This is a genomic window from Escherichia sp. MOD1-EC6819 (assembly GCF_002965765.1).
Classification (GTDB): domain Bacteria; phylum Pseudomonadota; class Gammaproteobacteria; order Enterobacterales; family Enterobacteriaceae; genus Escherichia; species Escherichia ruysiae.
Genome location: NZ_PTRG01000006.1, coordinates 146763 through 159441, shown reverse-complemented (window position 1 = coordinate 159441; position 12679 = coordinate 146763). Strand labels below are relative to the sequence as shown.

The window sequence follows — 12679 nt, the reverse complement described above, 5'->3', positions numbered from 1 at the left end:
TATGAAACTAAAGACCACATTGTTCGGCAATGTATATCAGTTTAAGGATGTAAAAGAGGTGCTGGCTAAAGCCAACGAACTGCGTTCGGGGGATGTGCTGGCGGGCGTTGCAGCGGCAAGCTCGCAGGAGCGCGTGGCGGCAAAGCAGGTGTTGTCGGAAATGACGGTGGCGGATATCCGCAATAATCCGGTGATTTCTTATGAAGAGGACTGCGTAACGCGGCTGATTCAGGACGACGTTAACGAAACGGCCTACAACCAGATTAAAAACTGGAGCATCAGCGAACTGCGCGAGTATGTGCTGAGCGACGAAACCAGCGTGGATGACATTGCCTTTACCCGCAAAGGGCTGACCTCGGAAGTGGTCGCGGCGGTGGCGAAGATTTGTTCCAACGCGGATCTCATCTACGGCGCGAAGAAAATGCCGGTGATCAAAAAGGCCAATACCACCATCGGTATCCCAGGCACTTTCAGCGCCCGTTTGCAGCCAAATGATACCCGTGACGACGTGCAAAGTATTGCCGCACAAATCTACGAAGGGCTTTCTTTCGGCGTGGGCGATGCGGTGATTGGCGTTAACCCGGTGACTGATGACGTGGAAAACTTAAGCCGCGTGCTGGACACCATTTACGGTGTTATCGACAAATTCAACATTCCAACTCAGGGCTGCGTGCTGGCGCATGTCACCACCCAGATCGAAGCGATCCGTCGCGGCGCGCCGGGCGGCCTGATTTTCCAGAGTATTTGCGGCAGTGAAAAAGGGCTGAAAGAGTTTGGCGTGGAGCTGGCGATGCTTGACGAAGCCCGCGCAGTGGGCGCGGAGTTCAACCGTATTGCCGGGGAAAACTGCCTCTACTTCGAAACCGGGCAAGGTTCTGCGCTCTCCGCTGGCGCTAATTTCGGCGCTGACCAGGTGACGATGGAAGCGCGAAACTACGGGCTGGCGCGTCATTACGATCCGTTTATCGTCAACACCGTGGTCGGCTTTATTGGGCCGGAATATCTCTACAACGACCGGCAGATTATCCGCGCGGGCTTAGAAGATCACTTTATGGGCAAGCTGAGCGGCATCTCTATGGGCTGTGACTGCTGCTACACCAACCACGCTGACGCTGACCAGAACCTCAACGAAAACCTGATGATCCTGCTTGCTACCGCAGGCTGCAACTACATTATGGGGATGCCGCTGGGCGATGACATCATGCTCAACTATCAGACCACCGCCTTCCATGACACCGCCACAGTGCGTCAGTTACTCAACCTGCGTCCGTCACCGGAGTTTGAACGCTGGCTGGAAAGCATGGGCATTATGGCAAACGGTCGCCTGACCAAACGGGCGGGCGATCCGTCACTGTTCTTCTGATGACGCGGAGATAACACATCATGGATCAAAAACAGATTGAAGAAATTGTACGCAGCGTGATGGCGTCAATGGGGCAGGCGGATGCCGCGCCAGCGGAAACCAAATGCGCCACCACAACGTGCGCTGCGCCGGTGACCTCTGAAAGTTGCGCGCTGGATTTAGGTTCCGCTGAAGCGAAGGCATGGATTGGCGTGGAAAATCCGCATCGCGCAGACGTATTAACAGAACTGCGTCGCAGCACCGTGGCTCGCGTTTGTACCGGTCGTGCCGGCCCGCGTCCGCGTACTCAGGCGTTGCTGCGTTTCCTGGCCGACCACTCGCGCTCTAAAGATACGGTGCTGAAAGAGGTACCGGAAGAGTGGGTGAAAGCGCAAGGGCTGCTGGAAGTCCGTTCTGAAATTAGCGACAAAAACCTGTATCTGACGCGCCCGGATCTGGGCCGCCGTCTGTGTGCGGAAGCCGTTGAAGCATTGAAAGCTCAGTGTGCTGCTAACCCCGATGTGCAGGTGGTGGTCTCTGATGGCCTTTCTACCGATGCCATCACCGCCAACTATGAAGAGATCCTGCCACCGCTGCTGGCTGGCCTGAAACAGGCGGGGCTGAAAGTCGGCACGCCGTTCTTCGTGCGCTACGGGCGCGTAAAAATTGAGGATCAGATTGGCGAAATTCTTGGCGCGAAAGTGGTGATTTTGCTGGTGGGCGAACGTCCGGGGCTGGGGCAGTCAGAAAGTCTCTCCTGCTATGCCGTTTACTCACCGCGCGTGGCGACCACCGTAGAAGCGGACAGAACCTGTATTTCCAATATTCATCAGGGCGGTACCCCACCGGTCGAAGCGGCGGCGGTAATTGTGGATTTGGCGAAACGTATGCTGGAGCAGAAAGCATCCGGCATCAATATGACCCGTTAAGGAGGCATCATGCCAGCTTTAGATTTGATTCGACCGTCGGTCACCGCCATGCGGGTGATTGCCTCCGTTAACGCTGATTTTGCGCGTGAACTGAAATTACCGCCGCATATTCGTAGTCTCGGGCTGATTTCTGCTGATTCCGATGACGTCACCTACATTGCGGCTGACGAAGCGACCAAACAGGCGATGGTCGAAGTGGTGTATGGCCGCTCGCTGTATGCCGGAGCGGCGCACGAACCGTCACCGACTGCCGGTGAAGTGCTGATTATGCTCGGCGGGCCAAACCCGGCGGAAGTGCGTGCCGGCCTGGATGCGATGGTTGCGCATATTGAAAATGGTGCGGCGTTCCAGTGGGCGAACGATAAGCAAGACACCGCATTCCTCGCGCATGTAGTTTCGCGTACCGGTTCTTATCTCTCATCAACCGCCGGGATCACGCTTGGCGATCCGCTGGCGTATCTGGTGGCGCCGCCGCTGGAAGCGACCTATGGCATTGATGCGGCGTTGAAATCGGCTGACGTGCAACTGGTGACCTATGTACCGCCACCGTCAGAAACCAACTATTCAGCGGCATTTTTAACCGGTAGTCAGGCAGCGTGTAAAGCGGCCTGCAACGCCTTTACCGATGCAGTGCTGGAAATCGCGCGTAATCCAATCCAGCGTGCGTAACGGAGGTTGCCGATGATCAATGCACTGGGATTGCTGGAAGTGGACGGCATGGTCGCCGCGATAGATGCGGCAGATGCCATGCTGAAAGCGGCTAACGTGCGTCTGCTCAGTCACGAAGTGCTTGACCCAGGTCGATTAACGCTGGTGGTGGAAGGCGATCTGGCGGCGTGTCGTGCGGCGCTGGACGCAGGTTGTGCCGCCGCGATGCGTACCGGGCGTGTCATCAGCCGTAAGGAGATTGGTCGGCCTGATGATGACACCCAGTGGCTGGTTACTGGCTTTAATCGCCAGCCGAAGCAACCTGACGCGTCCGCTATTGCCGTGGGATCTGCTGATGAGTTGTTGGCGCTGTTAACATCAGTACGTCAGGGAATGACGGCAGGAGAAGTGGCTGCCCACTTTGGCTGGCCGCTGGAAAAAGCCAGAAATGCGCTCGAACAGCTCTTTTCTGCCGGGACGTTACGTAAACGCAGTAGTCGTTATCGTCTCAAGCCCCATTAACCTGTCGGAGGTGCCGGGTGTCATACAACACCCGGCATTAACATCATGAAAAAGACCCGTACAGCCAATTTGCACCATCTTTATCATGAACCCTTACCCGAAAACCTGAAGCTCACGCCGAAGGTCGAAGTGGATAATGTTCATCAACGACAGACAACGGATGTCTATGAACATGCCTTGACGATTACCGCCTGGCAGCAGATTTACGATCAGCTCCATCCGGGCAAGTTTCATGGTGAATTTACGGAAATCCTGCTCGATGATATTCAGGTTTTCCGTGAATACACCGGTCTGGCGCTGCGTCAGTCGTGCCTGGTCTGGCCGAACTCGTTCTGGTTTGGCATTCCGGCGACACGAGGTGAACAGGGATTTATCGGTTCGCAATGTCTGGGAAGCGCAGAAATTGCCACGCGCCCTGGTGGAACCGAGTTTGAATTAAGTACGCCGGACGATTACACAATTCTTGGCGTGGTGCTTTCTGAAGACGTCATTACCCGGCAGGCTAACTTTTTGCATAATCCGGATCGGGTATTACATATGCTGCGTAGCCAGTCGGCGCTGGAAGTGAAAGAGCAGCATAAAGCCGCTCTGTGGGGCTTTGTCCAACAGGCGCTGGCGACGTTTTGCGAGAACCCGGAAAATCTTCATCAGCCTGCTGTGCGTAAAGTGCTGGGGGATAATTTGCTAATGGCGATGGGGGCGATGCTGGAAGAAGCGCAGCCGATGATGACGGCGGAAAGCATCAGTCATCAGAGTTACCGTCGATTGCTTTCCCGCGCCCGTGAATATGTGCTGGAAAACATGTCCGAACCGGTGACGGTGCTGGACTTGTGTAATCAACTGCATGTCAGTCGCCGCACGTTACAAAACGCGTTTCACGCTATTTTAGGCATTGGCCCGAACGCGTGGTTGAAACGTATTCGTCTGAACGCCGTGCGACGCGAACTGATAAGCCCGTGGTCGCAAAGCACAACGGTAAAAGACGCCGCCATGCAATGGGGATTCTGGCATCTGGGGCAATTCGCCACGGATTACCAGCAACTGTTTGCCGAGAAGCCGTCACTGACGCTGCATCAGCGGATGCGGGAGTTGGGGTGAGGGAGTTACACCCAATCCCTGACCTGAATAAACTCACTCAACGCCGCTTCCGGACTGCCATCTTCTGGCTGATAATCATACTCCCAGCGAACCAGTGGCGGCATTGACATCAGGATTGATTCAGTGCGCCCGCCGGTTTGCAAACCAAACAGCGTGCCGCGATCCCAGACCAGGTTGAATTCGACATAACGACCGCGACGGTAGAGCTGGAAATTACGCTCGCGCTCGCCGTATTCCATCGCTTTACGTCGTTCTACAATTGGTAAATAAGCGTCGGTGTAGCCTTTGCCTACCGCCTGCATAAAGGCAAAACAGTGGTCGAAATCTGGCGTGTTCAGATCATCAAAGAACAGCCCGCCAATACCGCGCTGTTCGTTGCGATGTTTGAGGTAGAAGTATTCGTCGCACCACTTTTTATAACGTGGATAAACGTCTTCGCCAAACGGCTGGCACAGGTCACGGGCGGTGCGGTGCCAGTGAATGGCGTCTTCTTCAAAGCCATAGAAGGGGGTTAAGTCGAAGCCACCGCCAAACCACCAGACGGGTTCGGCACCCGGTTTTTCGGCAATAAAAAAGCGCACATTCGCGTGGCTGGTGGGAACATACGGATTATGCGGATGCACGACCAGTGAAACGCCCATCGCCTCGAAACTGCGCCCGGCAAGTTCCGGGCGATGAGCGGTGGCGGAAGACGGCATTGCATCGCCGTGGACGTGTGAAAAGTTGACGCCTGCCTGTTCGAAAACACCACCATTACGCAACACCCGGCTACGTCCGCCGCCGCCAGCGTCGCGCTGCCAGCTATCTTCGACAAACTCTGCGCCATCTACGGCGCTTAGCTGCTGGCAAATTGTGTCCTGAAGGTTGAGCAGGAACTGTTTAACCTGGTGTGCGTCGGGCTTCATAACTTACCGTTTTTTCGAGTGTGCTTTCTGGTTGTCAAACCAGTGGAAATAACTGATCACGCCTTCAGCAATCGCTGTGGCGATTTTCTGACGAAACGCCGCCGTGCCTAACAGTCGCTCTTCTTCCGGGTTGGTGATAAACGAAGTTTCCACCAGCACTGAAGGAACCGACGGCGATTTCAACACCACAAACGCGGCTTGCTCAGTGTTGCGGCTGTGCAGTTTATGCACCGGCTTAATCTTTTTCAGAATATGCGAGCCAAGCGTCAGGCTGTTTTTAATGGTATCTGTTTGCACCAGATCAAACAGCACTTGCTGCAATAGATGATCTCTGTCAGTCGCTTTTTTCCCGGCGACTTCATCGGCACGGTTTTCGCGTTCCGACAAATATTTTGCCATCGCACTACTTGCGCCACGGTTAGAGAGGGCAAAGACTGATGCACCTGCGGCTTTTGGGTTGGTAAAGCCGTCGGCGTGAATTGACATAAACAGATCCGCGCCATGTTTATGGGCGATTTCAACGCGATCGTAAAGTGGGATAAACGTATCGCCAGAACGCGTTAAACGCGCATCAATGCCATGATTGCGCAAAATGGAACGGACGTTTTTGGCAATTGCCAGCACCACGTGTTTTTCTTTCGAACCGTTGCGACCGATCGCCCCGGTATCAATCCCGCCGTGGCCTGGATCGAGAACAACGACACGTTTGCCGCCGGCTTTTTTGGCTTTTGGTTTGCTGTGTCCGTTACTGGTTTTTAAAGGTTCTTCTTTGGCGATGGCTTGCGACATGCCTGACAACGTCAGGGCAGCCAATCCGGCTTTCAGCACCTGGCGGCGCGAAGTGAGTGTTTTTAGTGGTTTAAAAGTGCTCATACGGCCTGAGTTGTAATAATAAAGTTCCAGATGTTATATCGTATCGCGTAATCCGTTACGACCGTTTGCTGTTGAGAATTGTTTTACTTTTCATTTCAATAGTTGACAACTCCCCATTATGCCACTTTTTCAACCGATTTTCGTCAGATATTGGCTAATTCAACCGTTCACGCCATAATCACCCTTTTAACCCGCAAAAAGGTAACGAATACCATGGAGATACGCGTATTTCGCCAGGAAGATTTCGAAGAGGTCATCACCCTTTGGGAGCGTTGCGACTTGCTGCGTCCGTGGAATGATCCGGAAATGGACATCGAGCGCAAGATGAACCATGACGTCAGTTTGTTTCTGGTCGCTGAGGTGAACGGTGAAGTGGTGGGAACGGTGATGGGCGGTTATGACGGGCATCGCGGATCTGCTTATTATCTTGGTGTGCATCCTGAGTTTCGTGGGCGTGGCATTGCTAATGCGCTGCTTAATCGGCTGGAGAAAAAGCTGATTGCTCGCGGCTGCCCGAAAATTCAGATCAACGTGCCGGAAGATAACGACATGGTGCTCGGAATGTATGAACGCCTGGGATATGAACACGCCGACGTGCTGAGTCTGGGTAAGCGTTTGATTGAAGATGAAGAGTACTGAGTTTCATCCTGTCCATTATGATGCGCACGGACGCCTGCGTTTACCTTTTCTCTTCTGGATTGTGCTTTTGCTACAGGCGCGAACCTGGGTACTGTTTGTTATTGCCGGTGCATCGCGCGAGCAGGGTAGTGCGCTGCTGAATCTGTTTTATCCCGATCACGATAATTTCTGGCTGGGGTTGATCCCGGGTATTCCGGCGGTGCTGGCGTTTTTGCTGAGTGGTCGGCGGGCTACGTTTTCCCGTATCTGGCATGTGCTCTATTTTCTGTTGCTGTTGGCGCAGTTCGTTTTGCTTTGCTGGCAACCGTGGCTGTGGCTGAACGGCGAATCGGTTAGCGGTATCGGTCTGGCGCTGGTAGTGGCAGATATTGTGGCGTTAATCTGGCTTTTGACCAATCGACGTTTACGCGCTTGTTTTAATGAAGAAAAAGAATAACGGCACTTTTTGGTGAATTTGCACTCCAAGCAACGTTATTGAATAACCAAAGGAAGTGACATGAAATCGCTGCGTTTAATGTTATGCGCTATGCCGTTGATGCTGACCGGCTGTTCCACGATGTCGTCAGTTAACTGGTCTGCCGCTAATCCATGGAACTGGTTTGGGTCGTCCACCAAAGTGAGCGAGCAGGGCGTGGGTGAATTAACGGCGTCCACACCACTGCAAGAACAAGCCATTGCCGATGCGCTTGATGGCGATTATCGCCTGCGCAGCGGAATGAAAACCGCGAACGGCAACGTGGTGCGCTTTTTCGAAGTGATGAAAGGCGACAACGTGGCGATGGTGATTAACGGCGATCAGGGCACAATCAGCCGTATTGACGTGCTGGATAGCGATATTCCTGCTGATACGGGTGTTAAAATCGGAACACCGTTTAGCGACCTTTACAGCAAAGCATTTGGCAATTGCCAAAAAGCTGATGGTGATGATAATCGTGCTGTCGAATGTAAAGCCGAAGGCAGTCAACATATTAGCTACCAGTTCAGCGGTGAGTGGAGTGGTCCTGAAGGGTTAATGCCTTCAGACGATACCCTGAAAAACTGGAAAGTCAGTAAAATTATCTGGCGGCGTTAATTTGCGTCTGAACAAACCGCTGCCGCGAAAAAACACGTAAAATAGCGCCCAACAATGCCACGGATTGCGTGGCATTCTTATTTTCAGGAGGAACAATGTCTCAGGTTCAGAGTGGCATTTTGCCAGAACATTGCCGCGCAGCGATTTGGATTGAAGCCAACGTAAAAGGGGATGTTGATGCCCTGCGTGCGGCCAGTAAAACCTTTGCCGATAAACTGGCAACCTTTGAAGCAAAATTCCCGGACGCGCATCTCGGTGCTGTGGTTGCCTTTGGTAACAACACCTGGCGTGCTCTGAGTGGCGGCGTTGGGGCCGAAGAGCTGAAAGATTTTCCGGGCTACGGTAAAGGTCTTGCGCCGACGACCCAGTTCGATGTGTTGATCCACATTCTTTCTCTGCGTCACGACGTAAACTTCTCTGTCGCTCAGGCGGCGATGGAAGCCTTTGGTGACTGCATTGAAGTGAAAGAAGAGATCCACGGCTTCCGTTGGGTTGAAGAGCGTGACCTGAGCGGCTTTGTTGACGGTACAGAAAACCCGGCGGGTGAAGAGACGCGTCGCGAAGTGGCGGTTATCAAAGACGGCGTGGATGCGGGCGGCAGCTATGTGTTTGTGCAGCGTTGGGAGCACAACCTGAAGCAGCTTAACCGTATGAGTGTTCACGATCAGGAGATGATGATCGGGCGCACCAAAGAAGCCAACGAAGAGATTGACGGCGACGAACGTCCGGAAACCTCTCACCTGACCCGCGTTGATCTGAAAGAAGACGGCAAAGGGCTGAAGATTGTTCGCCAGAGCTTGCCATACGGTACAGCCAGCGGCACGCACGGTCTGTACTTCTGCGCTTACTGCGCACGTCTGCACAACATTGAGCAACAGCTGCTGAGCATGTTTGGCGATACTGATGGCAAACGTGACGCAATGTTACGTTTCACCAAACCGGTCACTGGCGGCTATTACTTCGCACCGTCGCTGGACAAGCTGATGGCGCTGTAAGTTTTACTCACACACCTGTAGCGTCTTGCCGGAGCGGCGTAAATGCTTTATCCGGCCTGTATGATCGTTAAAATTCAATAAATTGCAGTTAACCTGCAGGCCCGATAAGCGTAGCGTATCGGGCTGTTTTGTTTCTAAGTTACGGCTTAGTCCAGATTGACGTCACGGCAGCCAAAGAGCGTGGTGAAAATGAACCCGCTAATCCATGCCACCAGAATCCCACCTGCATACACAGCCATTGCCGGAAGGATGCCTTGTGCCGAAGTCATCAGCGGCAACGCCACCAGGCCAGACGGCCCAAAGGCACTGTTTAGCCCCATCGGCAGACCCCACCATGCGATAAGACCAATAAACAATCCACCTGCTGCGCCGCCTAAACAAGCGGTAACAAACGGTTTCATGCGCGGCAGGGTGACACCGTAAATCAACGGTTCACCAACGCCCAGCAGACCAGGGATAATCGCCCCGCGCACCTGGCTGCGTAAGGCACTGTGCGGCTGCGCGCGCCAGTAAAGCGCCAGCGCCGCGCCCACCTGACCTGCGCCTGCCATTGAAAGGATCGGGAATAGACTGTTGAAACCCTGGCTGTCCATCAAGGCAAGATAAACGGGAATAAAGCCCTGATGCACGCCGAAGACCACGGCAATCAGGAACAGTCCGGCAAGCACTGCACAGCCAAGTGGATTACTGTTCAGATGCATAAACAGCCAGGACATGCCTTCGAATAACCAGCCTCCCAGCGGCATAATCACCAGATATGCCAGCGTAGCGGTGATCAGCAGAGTGATTAACGAGGTCAGCAGCATGTCGAGATCGTCCGGCATAAATTGACGCACCATACTTTCAATGCGGGCGCAGGCCCAGGCGGCAATCAGTACGCCGATGATATTTCCGCGCGGATCGATAGGCAGGCCGAAGAAATCGTGAAAACCAGCGTAGTAACCGGTGGTCGCGCCTGGGTTATAACCGAGCAAAAACAGTGCGGCGATAATCGCGCCATTTACACCTGTGCCGCCGAAGGCCTGAGCGGCGTTATATCCCACCAGGATCACCAGGAAGGTGAATAAGCCTTTGCTGAATACCTTCATAAAATTCAGCGCATCGGGCAGCGTTCCCTGGGCATCTGCCGGAACGTGCATCACCGTGGCGATTAACGTCGCAATCCCCAGCAACAGACCAGCGGCAATAAATCCGGGGATTAGCGGCGTAAAGATAGTGGCGAATTTGGCGAGAAATTGCTGCACGCCAGAGGTTTGTCTGGCTTTTAACTGACGTTTGTTCTGAGCGGCGATTTCTGCGGCATCCTGCACTGGTGTTTCACCCAACAACACGCTCATCGCTTTTGCGGCACGATGCGCTTTGCCCGACCCAAATACCACCTGTACTTGATCGCTGGTCAAAATGACACCCTTCACCCCTTCCAGCGTTTTGATATCAGGATCAACCAGTGAACTGTCATGTACACCGAGACGCAGACGCGTCATACAGTGACCACAACTGGCGATATTTCCCGCGCCGCCGACGCGGGTAAGAATGGTGTTCAGAAGCTCACTGCTGATCTCTTTAGCCATAGGTTATTCCTTTTCCAGAGCCTTACGAATAAAACCGCCATGCTGCGCCAGGCGTTTTTTCGCTTCTGCGGCATCGAGATTTTTCAAGACCATTACAATCGCTGTTTTGCAGTGGCGATCGCAGGCAATTAGCGCCGCTTCCGCCTGTTCCGCGCTACATCCGGTTGCGTTTTTGACAATATTGACCTGGCGCACGTGTAGTTTTTCATTGGTGGCGACCACATCGACCATCAGGTTGCCGAACACTTTTCCTGACTTAATCATCAGCCCGGTGGAGAGCATGTTGAGCACCAGTTTCTGCGCCGTACCTGCTTTCATCCGCGAAGAACCGGTAACCACTTCAGCCCCGACGACTGGCGTAATAGCAAACTCTGCGGTTGTTGAAACAGCACTACCGGGATTACAGGAAATGCCCACCGTGCGGCAGCCCAACTGGCGAGCGTATTCCAGCCCGGCAATCACATACGGCGTGCGACCACTGGCAGCAATACCGACAACCACATCCTGCGCCGTTAACGCAATATTTTTCAGATCGTTGACGCCGCCTTCCCGGCTGTCTTCCGCGCCTTCCACCGCGTGCTGAATGGCATATTCGCCGCCAGCAATCAAACCAACCACCAGACCAGGTTTCACGCCGTAGGTTGGGGGGCACTCGCTGGCATCCAGAATCCCCAGCCGACCGGAAGTCCCGGCACCGAGATAAATCAGACGACCACCACCGCTGACCTGGGCGTGGATGACATCAATCGCCGCTGCGATATCCGGCAGTACTCGCTCAACGGCCAATGGAACGGTTTTATCTTCATCATTGATAATTCGGCACATTTCCAGCGTCGATACGCGGTCGATTTCAGCCGAGGCGCTGTTCGAACCTTCAGTAATCATTTTTTCAAGTTGCATATACAATCACCTTAAATATTTGCCTTCGAATAATTTCATATGGAGTGAATCATATCTCCCTGCCTGATTATGTACAGCAGGGAATGCATACAATGACAGAGTTGTGGTTAAGGGAGATTTTACTTAAGATTTTCCTGAATTTAGATCCACTCCTCAGCATTGATCTGTTATTCAGGTATGGTAGGGACAATAGAGCGTAATGCTCTGTATTCAAAAGGAGAAACTTGAAATGGGTAAACTCACGGGCAAGACAGCACTGATTACGGGCGCATCGCAAGGCATTGGTGAAGGAATTGCCAGAACCTTTGCGCGTCATGGCGCAAACCTAATCTTGCTGGATATCTCCCCTGAGATTGAAAAGCTGGCGGATGAGCTGTGTGGTCGTGGTCATCGCTGTACGGCGGTAATTGCCGATGTACGCGACCCGGCGTCAGTTACGGCAGCGATCAAGCGCGCGAAGGAAAAAGAAGGGCGCATTGATATTCTGGTGAATAACGCAGGTGTTTGCCGTCTGGGTAGTTTTCTTGAAATGAGCGATGACGATCGCGATTTCCATATTGATATCAATATCAAAGGTGTCTGGAACGTCACGAAGGCGGTGCTGCCGGAGATGATTGCCCGCAAAGATGGTCGCATTGTGATGATGTCTTCGGTCACCGGCGATATGGTGGCCGATCCGGGCGAAACAGCGTATGCCTTAACGAAAGCGGCGATTGTGGGGCTGACCAAATCGCTGGCAGTGGAGTATGCACAGTCGGGGATTCGCGTTAATGCAATCTGCCCTGGTTACGTTCGCACGCCAATGGCGGAAAGCATCGCCCGTCAGTCAAATCCGCAAGATCCGGAATCGGTGCTCACCGAAATGGCAAAAGCAATCCCGCTGCGTCGCCTCGCCGATCCGCTGGAAGTCGGCGAACTGGCAGCCTTCCTCGCGTCGGATGAATCCAGCTATTTAACAGGTACACAGAATGTGATCGATGGCGGTAGCACACTACCGGAGACGGTTAGCGTCGGCATCTGATTCACCTCTGTTTCCTCCCTGCATTAGTGGGGAGGATTTCGTCTTGAACTAAGTTCACCAGGCTATTTTATTTGTCATTTTTGCCCCGGGCAGTGCTCGAAATCCTCACGTACTATGTGTACGCTCCGGTTTCTCCGCGCTGTCCGTGTCCAAACTGACTGCAA

At 53.5% G+C, this 12679-nt stretch carries 14 protein-coding genes; 10 read left to right on the top strand and 4 right to left on the bottom strand.

Annotated elements, in window-relative coordinates; all coding sequences use genetic code 11:
* Window position 1 precedes the first annotated feature (1 nt).
* From eutB to eutR, 5 genes are read left to right on the top strand one after another with little or no spacing between them, the layout of a single operon-like run.
* On the top strand, window positions 2–1363 hold the full coding sequence (eutB, locus tag A7Z06_RS10555; RefSeq protein ID WP_000769998.1) for an ethanolamine ammonia-lyase subunit alpha: 1362 nt from the start codon (window positions 2–4) through the stop codon (window positions 1361–1363).
* A 20-nt stretch (window positions 1364–1383) separates the two neighbouring features.
* The gene (gene eutC, locus A7Z06_RS10550) at window positions 1384–2271 is read left to right on the top strand and encodes an ethanolamine ammonia-lyase subunit beta (protein ID WP_000372333.1); all 888 of its coding nucleotides are present in this window, start codon (window positions 1384–1386) and stop codon (window positions 2269–2271) included.
* 9 nt (window positions 2272–2280) lie between these two features.
* On the top strand, window positions 2281–2940 hold the full coding sequence (gene eutL / locus A7Z06_RS10545; RefSeq protein WP_105279417.1) for an ethanolamine utilization microcompartment protein EutL: 660 nt from the start codon (window positions 2281–2283) through the stop codon (window positions 2938–2940).
* A 12-nt stretch (window positions 2941–2952) separates the two neighbouring features.
* Window positions 2953–3441, top strand: coding sequence for an ethanolamine utilization microcompartment protein EutK (gene eutK / locus A7Z06_RS10540; RefSeq protein WP_010344606.1), 489 nt, complete (start codon window positions 2953–2955; stop codon window positions 3439–3441).
* A 45-nt stretch (window positions 3442–3486) separates the two neighbouring features.
* Window positions 3487–4539, top strand: a complete 1053-nt coding sequence (gene eutR, locus A7Z06_RS10535; protein WP_032225906.1) for an HTH-type transcriptional regulator EutR — start codon at window positions 3487–3489, stop codon at window positions 4537–4539.
* 5 nt (window positions 4540–4544) lie between these two features.
* On the opposite strand, the gene hemF is transcribed toward eutR, so the two are convergent.
* Both hemF and amiA read right to left on the bottom strand, forming a co-directional pair.
* A complete protein-coding gene (hemF, locus tag A7Z06_RS10530; protein ID WP_085461000.1) occupies window positions 4545–5444 on the bottom strand; it encodes an oxygen-dependent coproporphyrinogen oxidase in 900 nt (299 codons plus the stop codon).
* A 3-nt stretch (window positions 5445–5447) separates the two neighbouring features.
* Window positions 5448–6317 (bottom strand): N-acetylmuramoyl-L-alanine amidase AmiA, encoded by an 870-nt coding sequence (gene amiA, locus A7Z06_RS10525; RefSeq protein WP_000102902.1) that lies wholly within the window; start codon window positions 6315–6317, stop codon window positions 5448–5450.
* A 213-nt stretch (window positions 6318–6530) separates the two neighbouring features.
* Here amiA and A7Z06_RS10520 point away from each other — a divergent pair, with 213 nt between their 5' ends.
* The 4 genes from A7Z06_RS10520 (at window position 6531) to yfeX (ending at window position 9023) form a co-directional block, all read left to right on the top strand.
* Window positions 6531–6956: a GNAT family acetyltransferase gene (locus A7Z06_RS10520; RefSeq protein WP_000406000.1), complete on the top strand. Its 426-nt coding sequence runs from the start codon at window positions 6531–6533 to the stop codon at window positions 6954–6956.
* On the top strand, window positions 6943–7392 hold the full coding sequence (locus A7Z06_RS10515) for a DUF2919 domain-containing protein (protein WP_010344614.1): 450 nt from the start codon (window positions 6943–6945) through the stop codon (window positions 7390–7392). Before A7Z06_RS10520 ends, A7Z06_RS10515 begins: the two co-directional genes overlap by 14 nt.
* A 60-nt stretch (window positions 7393–7452) precedes the next feature.
* Entirely contained in the window at window positions 7453–8028 is a 576-nt protein-coding gene (locus A7Z06_RS10510) for an RpoE-regulated lipoprotein (RefSeq protein ID WP_000838945.1), read from the top strand.
* Between the two features lie 95 nt (window positions 8029–8123).
* Window positions 8124–9023 carry a porphyrinogen peroxidase gene (yfeX, locus tag A7Z06_RS10505; RefSeq protein ID WP_010344616.1) on the top strand — a complete coding sequence of 300 codons (900 nt, stop codon included), beginning with the start codon at window positions 8124–8126 and terminating at the stop codon, window positions 9021–9023.
* 146 nt (window positions 9024–9169) lie between these two features.
* On the opposite strand, the gene murP is transcribed toward yfeX, so the two are convergent.
* Window positions 9170–10594 carry a PTS N-acetylmuramic acid transporter subunit IIBC gene (gene murP, locus A7Z06_RS10500; RefSeq protein ID WP_001040442.1) on the bottom strand — a complete coding sequence of 475 codons (1425 nt, stop codon included), beginning with the start codon at window positions 10592–10594 and terminating at the stop codon, window positions 9170–9172.
* Window positions 10595–10597: 3 nt separating this feature from the next.
* Window positions 10598–11494 (bottom strand): N-acetylmuramic acid 6-phosphate etherase, encoded by an 897-nt coding sequence (murQ, locus tag A7Z06_RS10495; protein ID WP_001175639.1) that lies wholly within the window; start codon window positions 11492–11494, stop codon window positions 10598–10600.
* A gap of 229 nt (window positions 11495–11723) precedes the next feature.
* Between murQ and ucpA the strand changes: the two genes are divergently transcribed.
* Window positions 11724–12515 carry an SDR family oxidoreductase UcpA gene (gene ucpA / locus A7Z06_RS10490; protein ID WP_000517454.1) on the top strand — a complete coding sequence of 264 codons (792 nt, stop codon included), beginning with the start codon at window positions 11724–11726 and terminating at the stop codon, window positions 12513–12515.
* Window positions 12516–12679: the final 164 nt, after the last annotated feature.

Bases quoted from the DNA above. Each gene is read 5' to 3' on its own strand.
- A7Z06_RS10510 (WP_000838945.1), top strand. From the start codon at position 7,453: ATGAAATCGCTGCGTTTAATGTTATGCGCTATGCCGTTGATGCTGACC.
- A7Z06_RS10515 (WP_010344614.1), top strand. From the start codon at position 6,943: ATGAAGAGTACTGAGTTTCATCCTGTCCATTATGATGCGCACGGACGC.
- murP (WP_001040442.1), bottom strand. From the start codon at position 10,594: ATGGCTAAAGAGATCAGCAGTGAGCTTCTGAACACCATTCTTACCCGC.
- A7Z06_RS10520 (WP_000406000.1), top strand. From the start codon at position 6,531: ATGGAGATACGCGTATTTCGCCAGGAAGATTTCGAAGAGGTCATCACC.
- yfeX (WP_010344616.1), top strand. From the start codon at position 8,124: ATGTCTCAGGTTCAGAGTGGCATTTTGCCAGAACATTGCCGCGCAGCG.
- eutC (WP_000372333.1), top strand. From the start codon at position 1,384: ATGGATCAAAAACAGATTGAAGAAATTGTACGCAGCGTGATGGCGTCA.
- eutK (WP_010344606.1), top strand. From the start codon at position 2,953: ATGATCAATGCACTGGGATTGCTGGAAGTGGACGGCATGGTCGCCGCG.
- eutL (WP_105279417.1), top strand. From the start codon at position 2,281: ATGCCAGCTTTAGATTTGATTCGACCGTCGGTCACCGCCATGCGGGTG.
- eutR (WP_032225906.1), top strand. From the start codon at position 3,487: ATGAAAAAGACCCGTACAGCCAATTTGCACCATCTTTATCATGAACCC.
- ucpA (WP_000517454.1), top strand. From the start codon at position 11,724: ATGGGTAAACTCACGGGCAAGACAGCACTGATTACGGGCGCATCGCAA.
- eutB (WP_000769998.1), top strand. From the start codon at position 2: ATGAAACTAAAGACCACATTGTTCGGCAATGTATATCAGTTTAAGGAT.
- murQ (WP_001175639.1), bottom strand. From the start codon at position 11,494: ATGCAACTTGAAAAAATGATTACTGAAGGTTCGAACAGCGCCTCGGCT.
- amiA (WP_000102902.1), bottom strand. From the start codon at position 6,317: ATGAGCACTTTTAAACCACTAAAAACACTCACTTCGCGCCGCCAGGTG.
- hemF (WP_085461000.1), bottom strand. From the start codon at position 5,444: ATGAAGCCCGACGCACACCAGGTTAAACAGTTCCTGCTCAACCTTCAG.